General features: G+C 35.9%; 16 protein-coding genes, 7 tRNA genes and 1 riboswitch. Of the genes, 4 read left to right on the top strand and 19 right to left on the bottom strand.

What is annotated here, in order from left to right; genetic code table 11:
* Positions 1-71 precede the first annotated feature (71 nt).
* The 4 genes from AMD00_RS21250 (at position 72) to AMD00_RS21235 (ending at position 4,987) form a co-directional block, all read left to right on the top strand.
* On the top strand, positions 72-1,424 hold the full coding sequence (locus AMD00_RS21250; protein WP_053419007.1) for a uracil-xanthine permease family protein: 1,353 nt from the start codon (positions 72-74) through the stop codon (positions 1,422-1,424).
* Between the two features lie 337 nt (positions 1,425-1,761).
* On the top strand, positions 1,762-2,073 hold the full coding sequence (locus AMD00_RS21245) for an ArsR/SmtB family transcription factor (protein ID WP_038186545.1): 312 nt from the start codon (positions 1,762-1,764) through the stop codon (positions 2,071-2,073).
* A gap of 77 nt (positions 2,074-2,150) precedes the next feature.
* On the top strand, positions 2,151-3,326 hold the full coding sequence (locus AMD00_RS21240; RefSeq protein WP_053419006.1) for an MFS transporter: 1,176 nt from the start codon (positions 2,151-2,153) through the stop codon (positions 3,324-3,326).
* 219 nt (positions 3,327-3,545) lie between these two features.
* Positions 3,546-3,645: riboswitch (purine riboswitch) on the top strand.
* Positions 3,646-3,820: 175 nt separating this feature from the next.
* Complete coding sequence (locus AMD00_RS21235) at positions 3,821-4,987, top strand: MFS transporter (protein WP_053419005.1); 1,167 nt, start codon at positions 3,821-3,823, stop codon at positions 4,985-4,987.
* Between the two features lie 96 nt (positions 4,988-5,083).
* Here AMD00_RS21235 and AMD00_RS21230 read toward each other — a convergent pair whose 3' ends face one another.
* The 19 genes from AMD00_RS21230 to AMD00_RS21140 form a co-directional block, all read right to left on the bottom strand.
* Positions 5,084-5,992: an ATP-binding cassette domain-containing protein gene (locus tag AMD00_RS21230; RefSeq protein WP_053419004.1), complete on the bottom strand. Its 909-nt coding sequence runs from the start codon at positions 5,990-5,992 to the stop codon at positions 5,084-5,086.
* A 23-nt stretch (positions 5,993-6,015) separates the two neighbouring features.
* Entirely contained in the window at positions 6,016-7,209 is a 1,194-nt protein-coding gene (locus tag AMD00_RS21225) for an ABC transporter permease subunit (protein WP_053419003.1), read from the bottom strand.
* 12 nt (positions 7,210-7,221) lie between these two features.
* The gene (locus tag AMD00_RS21220; protein WP_169786381.1) at positions 7,222-8,226 is read right to left on the bottom strand and encodes an ABC transporter; all 1,005 of its coding nucleotides are present in this window, start codon (positions 8,224-8,226) and stop codon (positions 7,222-7,224) included.
* A gap of 529 nt (positions 8,227-8,755) precedes the next feature.
* Complete coding sequence (locus tag AMD00_RS21215) at positions 8,756-9,205, bottom strand: DUF1569 domain-containing protein (protein WP_053419001.1); 450 nt, start codon at positions 9,203-9,205, stop codon at positions 8,756-8,758.
* Between the two features lie 246 nt (positions 9,206-9,451).
* Positions 9,452-11,254 (bottom strand): glutamine--fructose-6-phosphate transaminase (isomerizing), encoded by a 1,803-nt coding sequence (gene glmS, locus AMD00_RS21210; RefSeq protein WP_053419000.1) that lies wholly within the window; start codon positions 11,252-11,254, stop codon positions 9,452-9,454.
* A gap of 517 nt (positions 11,255-11,771) precedes the next feature.
* The gene (locus tag AMD00_RS21205; RefSeq protein WP_053418999.1) at positions 11,772-12,284 is read right to left on the bottom strand and encodes a type 1 glutamine amidotransferase domain-containing protein; all 513 of its coding nucleotides are present in this window, start codon (positions 12,282-12,284) and stop codon (positions 11,772-11,774) included.
* Positions 12,285-12,546: 262 nt separating this feature from the next.
* Positions 12,547-13,899, bottom strand: a complete 1,353-nt coding sequence (gene glmM, locus AMD00_RS21200; protein WP_053418998.1) for a phosphoglucosamine mutase — start codon at positions 13,897-13,899, stop codon at positions 12,547-12,549.
* Between the two features lie 47 nt (positions 13,900-13,946).
* Positions 13,947-15,248, bottom strand: coding sequence for a CdaR family protein (locus AMD00_RS21195; RefSeq protein ID WP_053418997.1), 1,302 nt, complete (start codon positions 15,246-15,248; stop codon positions 13,947-13,949).
* Positions 15,245-16,087 (bottom strand): diadenylate cyclase CdaA, encoded by an 843-nt coding sequence (gene cdaA / locus AMD00_RS21190; RefSeq protein ID WP_053418996.1) that lies wholly within the window; start codon positions 16,085-16,087, stop codon positions 15,245-15,247. Before cdaA ends, AMD00_RS21195 begins: the two co-directional genes overlap by 4 nt.
* Before the next feature lie 116 nt (positions 16,088-16,203).
* Positions 16,204-16,824, bottom strand: coding sequence for an anti-sigma factor family protein (locus AMD00_RS21185; protein ID WP_053418995.1), 621 nt, complete (start codon positions 16,822-16,824; stop codon positions 16,204-16,206).
* 13 nt (positions 16,825-16,837) lie between these two features.
* The gene (gene sigW / locus AMD00_RS21180) at positions 16,838-17,401 is read right to left on the bottom strand and encodes an RNA polymerase sigma factor SigW (protein WP_053418994.1); all 564 of its coding nucleotides are present in this window, start codon (positions 17,399-17,401) and stop codon (positions 16,838-16,840) included.
* Positions 17,402-17,660: 259 nt separating this feature from the next.
* A complete protein-coding gene (rocF, locus tag AMD00_RS21175) occupies positions 17,661-18,566 on the bottom strand; it encodes an arginase (RefSeq protein ID WP_053418993.1) in 906 nt (301 codons plus the stop codon).
* 302 nt (positions 18,567-18,868) lie between these two features.
* Positions 18,869-18,941, bottom strand: a tRNA-Lys gene (locus tag AMD00_RS21170).
* A 13-nt stretch (positions 18,942-18,954) separates the two neighbouring features.
* Positions 18,955-19,029: transfer RNA gene (locus tag AMD00_RS21165), tRNA-Gln, on the bottom strand.
* A gap of 31 nt (positions 19,030-19,060) precedes the next feature.
* Positions 19,061-19,144 (bottom strand) — tRNA-Tyr (locus AMD00_RS21160).
* Between the two features lie 11 nt (positions 19,145-19,155).
* Positions 19,156-19,231 (bottom strand) — tRNA-Val (locus AMD00_RS21155).
* Positions 19,232-19,258: 27 nt separating this feature from the next.
* A tRNA-Glu gene (locus AMD00_RS21150) sits at positions 19,259-19,333 on the bottom strand.
* A gap of 144 nt (positions 19,334-19,477) precedes the next feature.
* Positions 19,478-19,550 (bottom strand) — tRNA-Thr (locus tag AMD00_RS21145).
* Between the two features lie 7 nt (positions 19,551-19,557).
* A tRNA-Asn gene (locus AMD00_RS21140) sits at positions 19,558-19,632 on the bottom strand.
* Positions 19,633-20,463 lie beyond the last annotated feature (831 nt).

The following is a 20,463-nucleotide window of genomic DNA, read 5'->3' as shown; positions in this document are numbered from 1 at the left end:
CTTTTAAATAGAAATATTATTTGTGGAATGAAAGCATTAGACAAACTTAAATTTTTGAGGTGTGCATCATAGTGGAAACGCAAAATAATAAGCTAGCTAAAGATAAAATCAATACCCCGCATTTAACCGTTTTACCCGATGAAAAAGTATCATTCGGTCAATCAGCGCTACTAGGTTTACAACATGTAATGGCTATGGACGTCTATGTAGTACCTTTCCTGATTGCCATGTTAATCGGTCTACAATCGGGGCAGTCAACAGCTTTGATTCAATCGACTTTTATAGCAGCAGGGATCGCAACGATTATCCAAACTTATTTCTGTATGAAACTACCAATTGCCCAAGGCCCATCTTATGTTCCACTTGGTGCAATTGTTGGTATTTATGCCGCTAGTGGCGGGGGTAATCTAGGTTGGAGTTCAGTGTTAGGAGCAAGTTTAATCGGTGCAATTTTAGTAATCATTTTAGGCTTTACTGGAGTTTTCAATAAGATTGTGAAAGCTTTCATTCCACCAATTGTCGGAGGTACAATTATCTTCGTCGTCGGCCTTTCGTTAATGCCTGTTGGTTTAAGTGATAATATCTACAACGGTGCAGGCGCTACAATCAACCAAAACATCTATTTAGCTCTTATATCCGCTGTAGTACTAATTATTTGTGTCATGTTAGGTTCTCTCTTCCGTAAGAAAGGTCGCGTTTTCCGTATCACTTCTGTAATTATTGCATTAATCGCAGGTAGTGTTGCTGCTAAACTTATGGGGGTATTAGATTTATCGGCCGTTTCACAAGCAAAATGGTTTAGCATGCCTCAAATTCCTTTTACAGATTTCGGTTTCACTTTTAATATTTCTGCAATTATTACAATGGTTATTATTTATATTGTTTTAATGGCTGAAACAACAGGTACTTGGTTTGCTGTAAGTAATGTAATCGATAAACCATTAACAGATAAACAAATTAATCGTGGAGTTATCGGAGAAGGAATTGGCTGTTTCATCGCTTCATTATTAGGCTCAACTCCTGTAACTGGATACTCAACAAATGCAGGTGTTATTTCTATCACAGGTATTGCAAGCCGTCGTGTCTTTGTGGCTGCCGGAGCTTGGTTTGTATTGTTTGGATTTTCAGGTAAATTAGCTGCTTTAATTTCTGCCATTCCATCAGCTGTAATCGGTGGTGTATTCGTTATCGTTTGTGGCATCATCGCGATTAGCGGTTTACAAGTGATGAAGAATGAGCGAATTGGTGAAAAAGAAATGTACGTGATCGCTGTACCAATGATTTTAACATTAGCGTTAACACTACTTCCTGACGATTTCTTATATTCTTTACCCACTACAGTACAATATTTATTCGGCTCACCTGTTGCAACAGCAGCAATCGTAGCGATAGTGTTAAATAAGTTATTACCTAGTATTAAATAAAGTAACTAGATTGAAGGTTGGTAGATTTCAGAAATACTCTCCCTTCTCTAATGCGATAAAAAGATATAATAAAACCTCTGCTTAACATTTAATTGAGCAGAGGTTTTTATTTTATGTTTGTACTGGAGCAAGTCAATCGATAAAGAACATATACGAAAACACTATATTTGCTCTTGAGCAATCGTTTTTTTATCGAATTCCTATCACTACATTTTTTTAAAAATACATGCTTATTTATTGCTTCATAGAATACTTCATTATGATTCCAAGTTTTCACGCACATAAGAAGAGGTCTTTTTATATTTACAAATCTATAAAATTAGATATAATGAAATACATGGAACCTTTATTGATTTATAAAGCTTTATCTAATGAAACTCGTAGTCAAATTATGTTGTGGTTAAAAAGTCCAGAGGAATTCTTTGATGAAAAACCTTATTTAGAACAAAACCTCAATTTCCAAATTGGTGTATGCGTAGGAGATATTCAAGCTAAAGCAGGACTTGCACAATCTGTTATTTCCAGTTATTTATTGACTATGCAAAAAGCTGGCTTGTTGGAATCTGAGCGAATTGGAAAGTGGACGTACTATCGTCGGAACGAAAAAACTATACAAGAATTTTCTGAGTACATCAAAAAGAAACTATAAAAGGAAGGGGGTCTTTTTTTACTTCAATATATCTACAAATACAGATATGTATATACGAATGGAGGATTACAATTAAAATGAAAAAAATTAACCCGTTGCTTATCATTATTCTAGCTTTAGGCGTATTCGGCATTATTACCACAGAAATGGGTATTATAGGTGTACTTCCCCAGATTACTGAAAAATTTAATATCTCGACTTCACAAGCCGGATTGCTTGTAAGTATATTTTCTTTAGTCGTTGCCATTTCAGGTCCATTCCTGACATTACTTGCTTCTGGTATTAACCGTAAAGTCATTCTATTAACTTCTGTTTTTATTTTTGCAATTTCAAATATTGTTTATGCCTACACAACTATGTTCGATGTGATGTTAGTTTTCCGCATTATCCCTGCTATTTTTCACCCTGTATTTTTTTCAGTTGCCCTCGTGACAGCAGCTAAACTTGTCTCTCCGGAAAAAAGTAGCAAAGCAGTCACAAAAGTTTTCTCTGGAATAACGGTCGGATTTGCATTTGGTGTTCCTTTGACTTCTTATCTCGCAGAAAAGATTTCATTAGAAGCAGGTTTTCTATTTGGAGCTGTTGTTAGTATAATTGCTTTCATAGGAATACTATCTTGGCTTCCCTCCATGCCTGTTAAGGACAAATTGTCTTATGGTAAGCAGCTTGGGATATTACGCAAGCCCCAATTGTGGCTAAATATCGTAACAGTTATTTTTATCTTTGCAGCTATGTTTTCTGTGTATAGCTATTTTGCCGAATATCTAAGCCAAGTGACTCATATGAACGGGTCGTGGATTAGCATCATGCTTATGGCCTTTGGTACAATTATGATTTTCGGGAATTTTTTATTTGGAGGTTTTTTACACAAAAGTATTACAAAGACCGTTATCATGTTCCCTCTACTATTTGTAGTAATATACTTATTTACTTATTATCTCGGTTCTTATTCCATTCCGATGGTTGTGATCGTATTCATTTGGGGGGCTGTGCATTCTGGGGGGCTCATTGTCAGTCAAGCATGGTTAACGACAGAGGCAAGGGAAGCTCCGGAATTCGGAAATAGCTTGTTTGTCTCATTTTCCAATCTTGGTATTGCCATTGGAACTACTATCAGTGGTTGGTTTATCTCTCACTATGGAATACATAATTTAATCTGGGTTGGAATTGCATTTTCACTACTTGCTTTCATACTAATCATGTTAAAAATACAAATTTCCAAACTGAATACATCGGAAGTAAACATTCGTTAAAATAACATGAATCGTTAGTTCAATAAAGGCGCTCAGCAATAGCATATTTTATTCTTAATGAACAGAAAGCTCGTAACATACTTGTCAGATTTGGAATGGAAACATCCTTATTTAGCGTAATTTTCTAATGTTATTATCAATACTCGTGTCGAATGATGTGAAATTTATGCTTGAGTAATAACGAATGGTGTGATAATCTGAAAAACAGATAAATTTTCTTAGAAATTAATTGAAATTATATGTATAACCTCAATAATACGGCTTGAGGGTCTCTACCAGGAACCGTAAACTCCTGATTACAGAAAATGTCTTTTCATTTTTTGTAATCAGGAGTTTTTTTGTTTTCCAATATTAGGTGACGACCAATTCGCAGGTAATTATAATGACAATTTGAAATTGATGAGTAAAGCTGCAAAGTAATTCGTTTGTACTTTTCACCATCAATAGCTAAGTATTCTATTTTATCAATTTAGTAGAAAAGGGAGAATTTTATAATGAATTTTAAAGTTTTTATACTCGCAGCTTCTACTGTCGCAGTAGGGCTCGTTGAATTAATTGTAGGTGGAATATTACCAATTATCGCTGATGATTTGAATGTGACTCTTGGCACCGCAGGGCAGCTTATTAGCGTATTTGCACTTGTTTTCGCTATTTCTGGTCCTATACTACTTACACTAACCGCAAGAATTGAAAGGAAACGTTTGTATCTTATTGCACTTTTTATATTTTTCATTGGGAACTTGATGACATATTTTAGTCCTAACTTTTCTTTAATAATGGTTTCAAGGGTTATAACTGCAATGAGTACTGCACTAATCATTGTACTATCGCTCACAATTACTGCGAAAATTGTTTCGCCAGCTCATAGAGCTAAAGCTATAGGCGTTATTTATATGGGGATAAGTTCTTCACTTGTTTTAGGAGTACCCCTTGGTATTTTGATTAGTACTGCTTTTGGATGGCGTGTAATATTTCTTGGGATTGGTTTCTTATCAATCGGATCTATGATTCTCATTCACACATTTCTGGAACCAATACCTACAGAAGGAGATGTTAAACCGCTATCTGTGCAATTAAAGGCACTTGGGAGTTTTAAAATTGCTAGTGCACATCTTGCAACAATGTTCACTTTAGCAGGACATTACACAATTTATGCTTATTTCACCCCTTTCTTAGAATCCACTTTAAATCTTGACCAATATTGGATCAGCATATGTTATTTACTGTTTGGTATTTCAGCAGTATGTGGCGGGGCATTTGGTGGAGCACTTGGAGATTGGCTTGGGGCGCCTAAAAGTATTTTGCTAGTTATTGGCTCCTTCGCCTTAGTATTATTTTTGCTCCCTTACTCGACTATTTCACTTTTCCTATTCCTAGTGGTCATGATGATATGGGGCGCACTAAGTTGGAGTCTTGCTCCACCTCAACAAAATTATCTTATTCAAACTGATCCTAATACTTCTGATATACAGCAAAGCTTTAACAATTCGGCCTTGCAAATAGGGATTTCTTTAGGATCTGCAATCGGTGGTATTGTATTGGAACAAACAGGTACCGTCACAAGTACAGCACCGGTTGGAGGAGCAATTGTAATTATAGCTTTACTATGTGCGATATTTTCACTAACACGGCCTGCTTTAACAGTGAACGAAGCTAAGTGAATAAATGCAAATGTTCTTTTCTTAAATATAAAAATACCCCTTTAGATGATTCTATCCAAAGGGGTATTTTTATTAATGTTTAAATTCCATATAACCTCATACTTCTTGATAATACATTGAATACAAATCATTTAATGTAACTTTCCCAAAACTAAACTCTGTTATTTGATTTTCTTTAAGAAATTCTACAATATTCCCCAATTCTCCCGAATCATATCCGCGGACATCTAGTAAAGTAGCGCCATTTGGTAATGATCGTACTTTTGTCTCTGGAAACTCTTTTGAAATCTCTCCCTTTATGCTATCGGTCATTTCTGATATTCGAACGGTTGTGATTTCTCTTTCTTCAAATCCTGGAGATATGGCATTAACAAGTATTAACTCTCCATTTTTCATAAAGAAAATACGATCCGCATATTTCTCTAAATTTTCTAATAAATGGGAGGCTACAATAACCGTTTTTCCTTCGGACTTCTTTTTAACTAGTATTTGCGAAATAAGTTCGACATGAGTAGGATCCAATCCATTCATCACTTCGTCCATAAGCATGACTTGGGTATCTGATACAACTTGCATCGCAAAACAGAGTCTCTGGCGCATCCCCAAAGAATACGTCCCTGTATTCTTATTTATATATGACTCCATTCCTAGTTCTTGTATCGTACTGTCAATCAATTTTGGATTACTATTCCACATTGAGGAATAAATTTTTAGATGCTCTTTTCCAGAAATCTGATTATATAAATCACTTTGATCAGGCATCATGGATACTAATTGATGCATTTTCACTTCATTCTTTTTATTTGTATATTCTAATTCATCATTTAAAATGACTTTTCCACTAATTGGATTGATATAATTCATGATGACATTCATAAGAGTTGACTTCCCCGTTCCATTAGGAGCTACTAAACCAACAATTTCTCCTGCATTGAACATCACTGAAACATCTTTTAAAATGTCTCTACCTGAAAACTGAACACCAATATTTTTTAATTCAATCATATCTTCTCTCCATCTCTTATCAACTAAAGTAGCTTAAACTTTTTTTGATTACTAATTAAGAAAGTAAAGAACAGAAAAATACACGTGCACAATCCCATTACGGTGAGCCCGCTTCCAAATGTAAGTGCTTCGGAACCATAAAGATAATTCCGATAGCCTGATATAACCTGCCCTACCTGAACATAGCTCGTTGGATACCACTGAATATTCCTAACGGCACCAAGCCCTCTTTCAAAGTAGATAAATTCAGCAATAACAAACATACTACCTACCAATAAATTTACAAACTCATTTTTTAACAACACACTTACAAGTAGTAACAATGAAATGATAAACAAAAACCAAAAAACAATGAATAGCATGTTTTGAACTAGATAATCCCACATCAATATATTTGAGAATAAATCCTTACCAAAAGAATAAATTGGAACAGGTAAATCAAAAGCTCCAAACCCATTTCGACCACCAATTATTAATAAACCTATAGAAAGTGGGATAATCGCTATGAGACTCCCTAATAAGGAAACTAATCCTTTAATAATTAACTTTCTCCAATCTGAAAGTGGTAAACCTTGTAACAGTGTTGGATTTCGCCGATCCTTCAACACGATATCCACTGTAAAGAGAATACAGCTAACTATGAGAATTAATGGCAGGTAAGAGTCTAGTAGACGTTGCAAGGTTTGTAACGCTGTCCTTTCCTCGAAAACATTAATAGATAAATTTGATTTCCCTTCTGTATATCCCTTGTAACGGCTTGCAGAATATAAATATGCATAATGTCCGTCCTTCTTTGCATAATTATTTCCATACGTGTAATACCCGGGATTGTAGTAGAAGACATTCATTACATCTGGAAAAATCATCTCATCAGAATACTTGTACCACTTAGATGTAGCCTCAGCATACTCTTTCATATTGTGCTTTTTTAAAGCGTCTAATCTTGCTTTATCATATTCATTCCATTCTGAGAATATTGCAACAGCATAACTTGTTAAATAGTGCGTCCCTTTATCAATTTCAACGTTTTTTAGAAATTCTGCCCTCGGTAGATACCGTGCCTCAATTTCACTTACATCTACTTTTTCAATAGGATTATATGTCGGGACTATTTTTAGTGCGTAATAGCACGCGAAGTAAAGTAGAATAACATAAATTGCGATGTTCTTCTTATTTCTAATAAACTGAAAAAATTCAAACTTAAAATACGCCCACATTATCTCACTCCCCTATACCTTTTTTAGTCTCCCAGTAGTCAAGAATAACTTCACAGAAACTATCATTATGGTAATACTCATTCCAATATAAATAAGGCCATGTGTACTAGTTAAGACAACTGGTTTTGCAAACTCAATCATCTGACCATTCAATAAATTAGGGAAATTCAAATAATTAAATGGATTAAATGGCACAAGACTTATCATGTTGGGAAATAGCATAGGGAAAATATACAATAACAATTCCAAAAATAGCGTCAAATACATATTCTTCAATAAAACATTTAAAATTATTGATAGCAGAATTGTAAATATTGAAATACAGATCATATAAAGTATAGATATACCTATGTATTGGTAAATTGGATAAACTTCGAAAATACCATTAAAGATAGCAATAGGATATGAAGGGTTTCCTAATCCCTTAAAGTAAATCAATGGTAGGCTACACACAAATAATTCCAGAAGAAATACACCTACTATTAGCATTGATGAAATACATTTAGCTAATACGTACTTATCAAACGTTATAGGATACCCCTTAATTAAAGACGTATGTTGGAATTCTTCTATCATGATTCCACACGAATAAATACTCATGAAAATAAACCAAAATGAACCTAACACACCAAACAGATACGGGAGAAATTGAAAGTACGATAATGAATCTATGGATAACGGCATTCCTATTTTCTTTATATATTGATAAAATACACTATCCAATTGGTTGTCTATTTTTGAAGGTAGATAAATTGCAACATCATCAAATCCCTCCATATCAAATGCTTTAGCTCTCAAATTTGCAAGGTCTATCGCTGTATCCAAAAACACTTTCGGTAGATTCATTTTTAGTGCCATCTTTTGCTTAGATACAGCTTGTTGCTGACGTACTAAGTTCTTATACAAGTCACTACCATTCCCACTATCAGTAGCATCTATATTTTGAAATTTACCCAATGCTGTAGAAATCGATTGATATTCATCGGACTTCTCTTTTATTGAGTTTCCTATATCCATATTTTTCAAAAAAAAAATCAAACTAAAAACAAATACTGCCACGAAAAGACACGAGAAAATATTTTTTTTATTTGATTTCTCTATGACAAAAAAAGTCTTTAAAATTTTCCACATAGGAAGCCCCCAAATAAACTATTTTAAAAAACAACAGTGAAGTTGAAAAGATCTTCTAAACTTTGCTAATCTTCGCTATGTTTTATACTATTCTATTCTTTTCGCTAAATACCTCCTAAATTTTTGAAATTATTGATTTAAAATAATTTAATTTCTATTTCTATAAACTATAATTTATTTACTTATAGTATTTGTGTGTACGCTAAAAATAGCAAAGAACGCACGTTACTCAATAAACGTGCCCAATTGCTGAATAAAAAAAGCCCTGCATATCAATACAGAACTTTTGATCAAAAGATTGATCAAAGTGGATTCTTATCCAGCCGATTTAAGTTTGGCTTGTATAAAAAAGTTTGATCATTTCAGTAATCCTTATCCAACTAACTAGCGATGCACATCGTTTGCTTTTCAATGTTTAAACTCCAAACTGTTTAAAATGATGGTCAAGGTGCTTGTATATTCCTTTCCCCCATTGCTCAGAAGTGAGTTTCCCAAAAAAAGGATGCGGGTGAGTTGTGCACTTCTCTGGTCCGTTTTTTTGGAATGTGATAATTTTCTGTTTAAGCTTTTCTTTTTCTGCTTCAAATTCTCTATCATCTGCAATCAAAATGGTTGGAATAGTAGACATATTATGAGGCAATGTCTTGTCATTGTAAACGATCTGTTTTGCAAACCTCCCTACTATTATTCCTAACCAACTCCTTGGTGGAAAAGAATTTCCCATCGCAATATCTTGGAAAGATGAACAATGCGCTAGCATTTGGGCAACATCCATTTTTCCCCATTGTGGTTGTGAATTTGGACTCAATTTATCAATACGCTTTAAAATTTCTGCTGTATGCATATGATTAAATATATTTTTCATTAGTGCATATCCCCTTTAGTTTAAGTACATTTGTTCACAAACTTCCATATATCATTCAATTATTTCTATAAATTCAGTTTACACTGAACTACTTAATTAAGGTTAGTCCTTTTACAACAAAACACCCCTTTAGATAAAAAATCCAAAGGGGTAAAACGGTATAACTTTATTTTAAACAGTCCATCTTTTTTACAAACGGTACGACTTTATTTCAAATCCACATTTTATTCTTAAAAAAGTTATTCCCTACTCAACCGTAACCGACTTAGCCAAGTTACGTGGTTTATCTACATCGCAACCACGGTATAGTGCTGCATAGTAGCTTATAAGCTGTAATGGCACTACTGACATAAGTGGTGTTAGTAATGGGTGTACTTGTGGCAGGACGATTGCGTCGCCCTCTTGTTCCATACCTTCCATAGAAATGATACATGGGTTGGCACCACGTGCTGTGACTTCTTTTACGTTACCTCGGATGTTCAGGCTAACCGATTTTTGTGTAACAAGCGCTATTACTGGAGTGCCCTCTTCAATAAGAGCGATTGTGCCATGTTTTAGTTCTCCTCCAGCAAAACCTTCTGCTTGGATATAAGAGATTTCTTTTAATTTCAATGCGCCTTCTACACTAACGCAGTAGTCCATATTACGACCGATGAAAAATGCATTACGTGTTGTTGACAAATAGTCTTTAGATGCAAATTCAAAGACTTCTTTAGAATCAACGATTGACTGAATTGCATTCGCTACGATCGCTAATTCTTTTTTTAGATCGAAATTTACTGCTATTCCTTGAGATTTTGCTTCTACATATGCCGCAATTGCTAGTACCGCTACTTGAGCTACATATGCTTTAGTAGAGGCTACAGCAATTTCTGGGCCGGCGTGCAATAGCATTGTATAATCTGCTTCACGTGACAATGTTGAACCAGGTACATTTGTAATTGTTAACGTTGGGTAACCAAGCTCTTTAATTTTCACTAATACTTGGCGGCTATCTGCTGTTTCACCAGATTGTGTAATGAAAATGAATAACGGTTTTTCAGATAGTAGTGGCATATTGTAGCCAAATTCACTTGAGATATGCACTTCAACTGGAATACGTGCGATTTTCTCGAAGTATTCTTTCCCTACTAAACCAGCGTGATAACTTGTGCCTGCTGCAATAATATATAGGCGGTCTGCTTCGTGCAATGCTTCTGCAATTGCAGGGTCGATAGCAAGTTCACCTTGTTCATTTTCATAAGCTTGAATGATTTTGCGGACAACACTTGGTTGTTCATCGATTTCTTTCAACATGTAGTGAGGATATGTGCCTTTTTCAATGTCACTCATATCTAACTCAGCTGTATATGGGGCACGTTCTACTACTGTGCCATCTAGATCTTTAATCGTCATAGCTTCTTTTCGTACGATTACGATTTCTTTATCATGGAGTTCTACAAATTGATCTGTTACTTGTAGCATTGCCATAGCATCAGATGCCACGACGTTATAACCTTCACCCATACCTACAAGTAATGGACTTTTGTTTTTAGCGACGAAGATTGTTTCTTCTTCCGCTGCATCAAGTAAAGCAATAGCATATGAACCGTGTAGTAAAGCTAAAGTATGACGGAATGCTTCTTCTGTAGTCATTCCATCAATCACAAACTTTTCAACTAATTGCACAATAACCTCTGTATCTGTATCAGATTTCAGGTCCACGCCTTGTAAAAATTCTTCTTGTAATAAATGATAATTTTCAATAACACCATTATGCACAAGTGTAAATCTACCTGATGCACTTTGATGTGGATGCGCATTTAGTTGGTTTGGCACGCCATGAGTTGCCCAGCGTGTATGACCAATTCCCGTGTTAGCTAGAACGTCTTCTTCTACTACTGCGCGTAAGTCAGCGATACGTCCTTTTTCTTTAAAGACTGTAATCCCCGCTTCATTACGAAGCGCGATACCTGAAGAGTCGTATCCACGGTATTCTAATTTCTCAAGGCCTTTTAAAAGGATTTCTTTCGCATCCAAAAAGCCGATATATCCAACAATTCCACACATATTAAATTCCTCCGAAGTTTGCAAAATTAGCCGCAAGAAAGTATACCTCGTCTTCCTAAGAAGTCGGGGAAACGTTCTTATGCTGCTGTGTCTTTGCCATTTTGCTTCTTTGTCCGTTCGATTACTCAAACGTTTTATAAGCAAAATTTCGATCGGGCAATGGCGATCGGGAGGCATCCGCCGAAACTTTCGATACTCCTCCACCTCGTCTGCTGAAGATTTATGTCGTCCAATTTCTTCAGCGCTGGCGCTATAATTGTTTTCCTTTGTTTTATGCGCTACTTTTGATTCCTCCTTCTGCGCAGCTACTATTTTAGTATAAAGATTATCTCTTTATACAGCAGCAACTTCATCATACTTAAATCACTATTCATAGTCAATCAGAAACATGCTTTGAAAAGGTTTACAAGGAAAAATAATATTTCCCACTATATTATACGTTCAAATTGCATTTTTTGTTCCCCTATTTTTATAAAAATCAACCGTTAAAGTATATACATTAACGGTTGATTCATCATTATTTATCCAATAATTTTAGCAATTCTCTATTGAATGCTGGAATGTCATCAGGTGTACGACTTGTTACCAATTGATTTTGGCAAACGAAAACCTCCTCATCTTTATAAATCGCTCCCGCATTTTCCATATCTACACGAATTGATTTATAGCCAGTTGCTCCACGGCCATCTAAAGTCTTCGCGGATATCAATAATTGTGGGCCATGGCATATCGCAAATACTGGTTTTCTTGCGTCCATAAATGCTTTTGTAAAATTGACAAATCGGTCATCAGCTCTTAGTAAATCCGGTGAAAATCCACCTGGAATAAATAATGCATCGAAATCTTCTGGTTTTACATCATCAATGGCGTAATTAATTTTTACCTTTTCACCATGCTTACCTTCTACTTGATTACCTGCTTCATTTTCAATTGTAAATACTTCATGTCCAGCGTCTCTCATAGCTTTTGCAGGATCCGTAAATTCCACATCTTCAAACATATTCGTTATGACTGTTGCTACTTTTGCCATTTCCAATCACTCCTAAGTTGTTTGTTGAATAAGGGTACATTATCAACCCTACACTAAAACTATTCCACATTTGGAGTAAATTAAACATTAACATTTAATTTCAACGTAGTCTGATGATTGGTCTACTATTTCTACGAGTTTAACATTATACATGACCCCATTGATAAACTCTGAGTTATGAGGTTAAGAAGTTAGTTAATTGCATATGATTAAAAATACAAAAAGGGCAAGCATCTTGAAATATGCTTGCCCTTTTCTTCTATTATTCAGTTAATCCCATTTCTTCTTTTACAACAACCGCAATTCGTTCTGCATAAGCTGCACAATTTCCAGTTGTTGATGCTTCAACCATTACTCGAACTAATGGTTCCGTTCCTGATGGTCTTACAAGGATACGACCATTACCATTCATTTCTTGCTCTACTTCAGCAATTACTGCTGCCACTTTTTCATTTTCTGTAACAGCGTATTTATCTGTTACTCGAATATTAATTAACTTTTGAGGGAAAATCGTCATCTCCGCTGCTAGCTCAGATAAGGTTTTGCCTGTTGATTTCATCGCATTAACAAGTTGTAACCCTGTTAGTAAGCCATCACCTGTTGTGTTGTAATCAAGGAAAACAATATGCCCTGATTGCTCTCCGCCCAAGTTATAATCCCCTTCGCGCATAGCCTCTACAACATAACGATCACCTACTGCAGTTTGGATACTTTGCATACCATGCTCTTCTAATCCTTTATAGAAGCCCATGTTACTCATAACCGTAGAGACAACTGTATCTTTGTTTAAACGTCCTTTTTCCTGGAAGTGTTTAGCGCAAATATACATGATTTGATCTCCGTCAATGATATTACCCTTTTCATCGACAGCAATTAATCGGTCACCATCACCATCAAATGCAAGTCCGACATCTGCGCCTTTTTCAACAACCATTTTAGCTAGTTCTTCAGGATGTGTAGAACCTACACCTTCGTTAATATTTAAGCCGTTTGGTGAAGCACCCATTGTTGATAGATCTGCTTCTAAGTCTGCAAATAGGTGAGCTGCAAGTGAAGATGTTGCACCATGTGCACAATCTAATGCAATATGAATACCTGTAAACTCTTCTTCTACTGTCTGTTTCAAGTATTGAATGTACTTTTGGCCGCCTTCTAAATAATCACTTAATGATCCTAAGTCACCACCTGTTGGGCGCGGTAGATCATCTTGTTCTTGGTCTAATAAGGCTTCAATTTCAGCTTCTTGTTCGTCAGTAAGCTTAAAACCATCTGGACCGAAGAATTTAATACCATTATCTGCGACTGGGTTATGAGATGCTGATATCATAACTCCTGCTTGACCACTCATAACACGTGTTAAATAAGCCACTCCAGGTGTGCTAATGACACCAAGGCGCATTACCTCTGCTCCTACTGACAGCAAGCCTGCTACAAGCGCTCCTTCAAGCATTTGTCCAGATATACGTGTATCACGACCAATTAATACTTTTGGACGTCCTGTGGCTTCTTTCGTTAAAACGTATCCACCGAAGCGACCGAGTTTAAATGCTAACTCAGGCGTCAGCTCACTATTGGCGACTCCGCGGACGCCGTCTGTACCGAAATATTTACCCATTTTGTTCTCTCCTTCAAAACTATCTACGATTCTTCAATCAAATTCGTTTAAGATATTCGTTCTATTCGAAGATTGGCGATGTTATTAGAAAGTGACCAGGTCAAATTTCTCGGTCCATCAACTTGAATAGGTAGCTTATGATTGCCATTGTGCTTATCTGCTGCTTCAATATATAAATCGAAATCATTGATATCTAGATTTGCTAACTCTTTTTCATCACCTTGAACAGTTAATGTAACTAAACCGTTCTTTGGTGTAATAAAATTACTACTATAATCCTCATCTAGGTTTCGAACGTCAACAGGTACATTCTTAAATTCTTTTGAACCTATAGTTGATGAAGTCTCTTCCTGATCAGTCTCTTGTTTTTCATCTTTAATTGCTTCTTCATTTGTACTTGATTCGTTTTTCTCAACCACAGCTTGGACTTTAATGCTGTCATCAGACAACCGTGAAATGCCTTCTGGCTTATCTATACTTACTTTAAAGATACCAGAGTTTTTGATTTTAGATACATCCACATCAACATTAAGTTGTTCCATTTTATCAAGAGCAGCTTTTGATCCGAATAAAGTCATCTTGCTCGTTATAGGCGTCAATGACTTTATCGTGATATCTTTACCTGGCGTCCCTTTTTGATTTAAGACGACAGGTACTTCCTTAGTATACTCTCCAATGTCAACATTCACTTTAATCTTCTCTGGCTTCACTTGGACATCTAATTTGTTCATATCACGATCTAGTATTTTGACATTCGCTTCTTGTTCAAAGGAACTCTTTAGTCCTTGCTCTCCTGTAACTGTCGCTTTTACATAGCTTATGCTATCTACTGCACTTTTAGCGCCAGTAACTGTTACCGTGCTAGGATTCGCCGTCATACTTTTCACGTAATAGTCTTCTGCTAATAGTCTTTCATTAATTTCCGGATCGATTTTAAATGTCCTTGTGACTCTTTCTTCAATTGAAATATCAATTGTTGATGGGTCTATTTGTACTGATAGCTTATCAGAAAAATTTTCATGTTGAATCGTTACTTTATGTTCTCCAATTGTTTGCTTACGTAAATCTACGAATACAGTATAATCACTCACTGCTTTCGTTTGTAAAACGATAGCCATTGGACCCTTGATCGTAACATCTACGGTTTTTGGAACTCCCGTAACGATTAAACTCTCATCATCATAGTAAACCTGTACGGGTACATTATGAAGCACGTCCGCTTGTGTACCTGATGAGAAACCATCAGAACTATCTTTTTCTTTTGGCTGAACAGTAAAGAATAGGAGCATCGCTAATGTCAGAGCTGTAATTCTTAAAAACCATGGGCTTTCAATCAATTTATCCATCATTTTCTATTTCCCCTCCAGCTCCACTTAGAGGTATTTGTTGCTTCTTGCTCCGGACCAAACCACGTTTTACGTAAACGTGCTTCAAATTCTTCGATTGAAAGGTCACGGTGTAAATCTCCATTAACCGTTAAACTAATTGCTCCTGTTTCTTCTGAAACAATAATTGTTATGGCATCAGTCACTTCACCGATACCGATAGCGGCTCTATGACGTGTACCTAATTCTTTCGAGATAAATGGACTTTCTGATAATGGTAAATAACAAGCCGCAGCCGCAATCTTGTTCTTTTGAACGATTACTGCTCCATCATGTAATGGAGTATTAGGTATGAAGATATTAATCAGTAATTCAGACGAAATTTCAGAGAACATCGGAATCCCTGTTTCTATATAATCATTCAAACCTGTTTCGCGTTCAATTGAAACAAGCGCTCCAATACGTCGCTTTGCCATATAACTAACAGACTTTGACATCGCGCTTACCAAGCGTGTACGCTCTTCATCTTCTTGTAAATTACTACGGGCAAATAGCTTACCACGACCAAGTTGTTCAAGTGCTCGACGTAACTCAGGTTGGAATATGATAATAATAGCGAGGAAACCAAAATTGATAACCTGTTGCATCATCCATCCCAATGTATTTAGCCCTGCATATACAGTAATAATACGAATAATAATGATGACGAATATTCCCTTTAATAATTGGACAGCTTTTGTTCCTCTTATTAAGGTTAAAATTTTATAAATAACAAACCATACTAAAAGAATGTCTAGAATGTTCATCAGCATTCTAATCCATACATTGTCGGTAAATTGTGAAATTTCATTAATAAAAGACATGTGGATCCCCCACTTTTCTAGCGAGTGCATATGTGTTCAGTATAGCACAACTCTTACTTTACTTGCTGAGATGAAACAGAAAAGTCTACTTCAAACAGTAGACTTTTTCATTTGTTCTATTCGTTTTTCCCTAAAAATGAAAGTATTTCTTTCCCACCATTTTTAATTTTGTACCAAAGCCATTCAAATGCTTGATTAATCTCATCTATTTGACCTGTGACATTTGCTGTTGAAGCCATATATTGACCATTAATCACTGTGATATTACCATCTACCGAACCTTTTACAAGGATATCTCCATTCTTCACTACGATATCACCTGTCACAGTCTTCCCTTCAGGTACGATGACTGTTTGCCCCTCTACAACTAAGTTTGGCTGTTTGGTCACTGAAAATTCCTTATTATCATTAAAGCCTGTAAGAAGTGAGGCGCTCATTAAAATACAAAACATTGCTGCTGCAACGAATATAGGATGACGACGTAGCCATCTTTGGACACCGGCTCCCGATCTTCCTTTAGGTAGACGAATCATAACGTTTTGCTTGAAATCCAGAGGTACTGAAACGACGGCAGCACTTTTGACAAAGGCAATTGTGCTATTTAGCTCCTGCATATGTTGTCGACAGTTATCACAGCTTTGCAAATGTGCTTTTAGCTCGATTTCGTGTTCACGACTAATATCACCATCTAAATATTCATGCATGTATTCACCAATATGTTTTGGACACGCATTCATAGTGAAATCCCTCCTACAGATTGCCTAATTGCTTTCTCAGAGCTTCACGCCCTCTGTGAATTCGAGTTTTGACTGTTCCAAGTGGCATATCCAAAATCTCGCTAATCTCCTGCAATGGCAATTCCTCTATATACTTTAAGACAATGACTGTTCGATATTTGTCTGGCAACTGGCTAATTTCGTATTGAATTCGCTCCTGCAGCTCCATTCTTTCTACTTCTTCCTCAGGTAACCTATCTGATGAAGAAATTTGAGAATACATATCTAGACCGTCCGTTCCAGCAACTTGCGCATCTAAGTAATAGTCCGGTTTCTTCTTCCTTATACGGTCTATACATAAATTCGTCGCTATACGGTACAGCCAAGTCGAAAATTTTCGATTCAAATCAAAAGTATGAAGATTAATATACGCACGAACAAATGCCTCCTGCGCTATATCTTCCGCTTCATGTCGATTGCCAAGCATGCGATAACAAACTTGGTACAGCTTTTGCTGGTAGAGGCTCACAATATCAGAATACGCACTTTGATCGCCTTTCAGCACTTGTTTTATTCTCTTGTTGATTAATGCGTCCATCGTGATTTCCCTCCGCCCATGCGGCTGCTATTCTATATACGAGTCGCTTATAATGTAAGTTTCATTTTTTCGAAAGTTTTTTTATAACTACAAAAAAACCCTTCTTCCATAATTATAACAAATATGTAAGTAAAAATGATCCAAATTCATAAGAAACTCTTCTATTCAAGACTAAACTACTTATCAATAAGTTCCCATTTTTCAAAAACCCTACACTTTTCGGCAATTATAAAAGGACGGGTATTCCCGTCCTTTTATATTACATTAATTTTTCACCGAATAACGATCCCATTAAAGCTACTGCTACATCAGCCGTTTTGTTTTTTTCATCTAGGATTGGATTTACTTCTACAAATTCAGCTGAGGTAATCATTTCTGATTCATATAACATCTCCATCGCTAAATGGCTCTCACGATATGTAATACCTCCTAGAACAGGTGTCCCAACACCCGGCGTATAAAGTGGGTCGATTCCATCTAAATCCAACGACAAATGCAATCCATCTACATTTTTTCCTCTTAAGTAAATAATTGCATCTTGAATAACTTTAGTCATACCCTCTCTGTCAATTTCATGCATCGTGTACACTTTGATACCTTTTTCTTTTATTAATTCCCGTTCACCTGGATCCACTGAGCGAGCACCAATAATAACAATATTCTCAGGTTTCACTTTTGGAGCATAATCACGAATGTTTACAAGCTTTTCATGGCCAAGGCCAATACTTACAGCTAGTGGCATACCATGAATATTACCTGATGGTGATGTATCACCTGTATTCAAATCTGCATGCGCATCATACCAAATAACTCCTAGGTTCTCATAATGATCTGATAAACCTGCAAGTGTACCTATTGCAATACTATGGTCCCCACCTAGTACAAGTGGAAAGTGATTTTCTGAAACGACATCATGTACTTTATTTGCAAGTTTTGTACTGGCTTCAGTTACAGCTGATAAATTTCGTAAGTTTGTATCGACTGATACTTCACGCTCAGATACCCCAATCTGAATATCACCCTCATCTATCACTTCATAGCCCATTGCTTCTAATCTTTCTACAGCGCCCGCATATCGGATTGCACTTGGTCCCATATCAACCCCACGACGTGTTTGACCAAGATCCATTGGTACACCTATTAATGAAATATTTAATTTATGCATTATTTTATTCCCCCTTTGTGAATTACCTATATTGTAAATGCTACAATCATGTTGGCTCAACCCCACAAATTTCTGAATATTTATACAAACAATCAAACACTTAAATAAAGAACCATTTTGCAACTAAAGTAAATACTGCACTATCCTTTAAATTAAATTTATCAGTAGTTGTACAAAGTTACGCACTCTACTAAAAATACCCTTTGGAGTGTATAGGGGTATCCCTTATTTTTTATACTATTAACCACAAAAAAAACCTCTTTCTACACTTTGTAGAAAGAGGTTGGAATTTTATATGAAAGTGAGCCATGTAGGATTCGAACCTACGACCCTCTGATTAAAAGTCAGATGCTCTACCAACTGAGCTAATGGCTCATAAAACTAAAAATGGCTGGGGTACCTGGATTCGAACCAGGGCATGACGGAATCAAAATCCGTTGCCTTACCGCTTGGCTATACCCCAACAATGAATAATGAATGTTTTATATAAAAAATGGTGGAGGGGGACGGATTCGAACCGCCGAACCCGAAGGAGCGGATTTACAGTCCGCCGCGTTTAGCCTCTTCGCTACCCCTCCGAAAAAAAATATGGTGGAGGATGACGGGATCGAACCGCCGACCCCCTGCTTGTAAGGCAGGTGCTCTCCCAGCTGAGCTAATCCTCCATGGATATGTAAAATAATTTTAAAAAATGGTGACCCCTACGGGATTCGAACCCGTGTTACCGCCGTGAAAGGGCGGTGTCTTAACCGCTTGACCAAGGGGCCATGAATGCTGTACTGCTTAAAACAGGACAAGAATTATATTAACATCCTTTAAATAAAAATGCAATACTTTATTTAAAAAATATTAAAAATTTCATCTTATTAAACAAAATTCGATATATTTCTACTTCTTGATAAATAATTGAAAGCTTCCAACCGGGCTCGAACCGGTGACCTCTTCCTTACCATGGAAGCACTCTACCTGCTGAGCTATGGAAGCATAAAAATGGCTCCGAAGGTAGGACTCGAACCTACGACCGATCGGTTAACAGCCGATTGCTCTACCACTGAGCTACTTCGGAACAATAATATTATCGCTTCTTTAGATGTTACTTTTGTCGAACACAAATATTATTATAACAGCATATTAAAACATTTCAAGCTATTTAAGGAAAAAAGTTTTAATTATTTTGCACTTAAATATACCTATATTTTATTACAGTAACTCTAACTATCATAAAAGCCCTATTTAAGCGTTTTTTAGCGTTTTAATTAGAATCTAATGTAAGACTACCAACACATATCAATCATGCTCCTAAAGGCTATTACAACGAAAATCTCATAAGCATTGATGGACTATTTTCAATTTGAATTCTTATACCTTTATACACAAATTCTACTTTTTTGTAAAATTTCTGTGCAACTATATTTCCAACATTAACTGCTAGAACTATTGAATAAGTTATATTTTCCTTTAATATACATCTATAATTAAGATAGTATACTTTTGCATAACCTTTTCTAAGATTCAGATATCTGTTGATCAATAGCCAAATAAAATTATTTTGGAGTTATTTAAGTATGGCTTCACACCTAATATATTATGCAAAACAAAGAAGCTTACTATTCCCCATTATAAATCGCAATAATTGGATGCATATCTATTTCTGTTTTACATAACTGATATGTGGCTAATGGCGATTTAGGAAATTTTATCGATTCTTCAGTGATTTAATACTTGCCAAATAACTTCGCATATCGTTTGTTATAACCTTTAAATGCAATAGTCATGATAAAATCCTCAATTTCCACATTTATTATAACTATTTTCTATATAAAAAAGCACAACTGATTAAATCAGCTGTGCTTTAATGTGCCTAGCAACGTCCTACTCTCACAGGGGGAAACCCCCA

The organism is Viridibacillus arvi (genome assembly GCF_001274945.1).
GTDB lineage: Bacteria > Bacillota > Bacilli > Bacillales_A > Planococcaceae > Viridibacillus > Viridibacillus arvi.
Note: the sequence above shows the minus strand (reverse complement) of the source record. Positions and strands in the feature narration are given on the sequence as shown.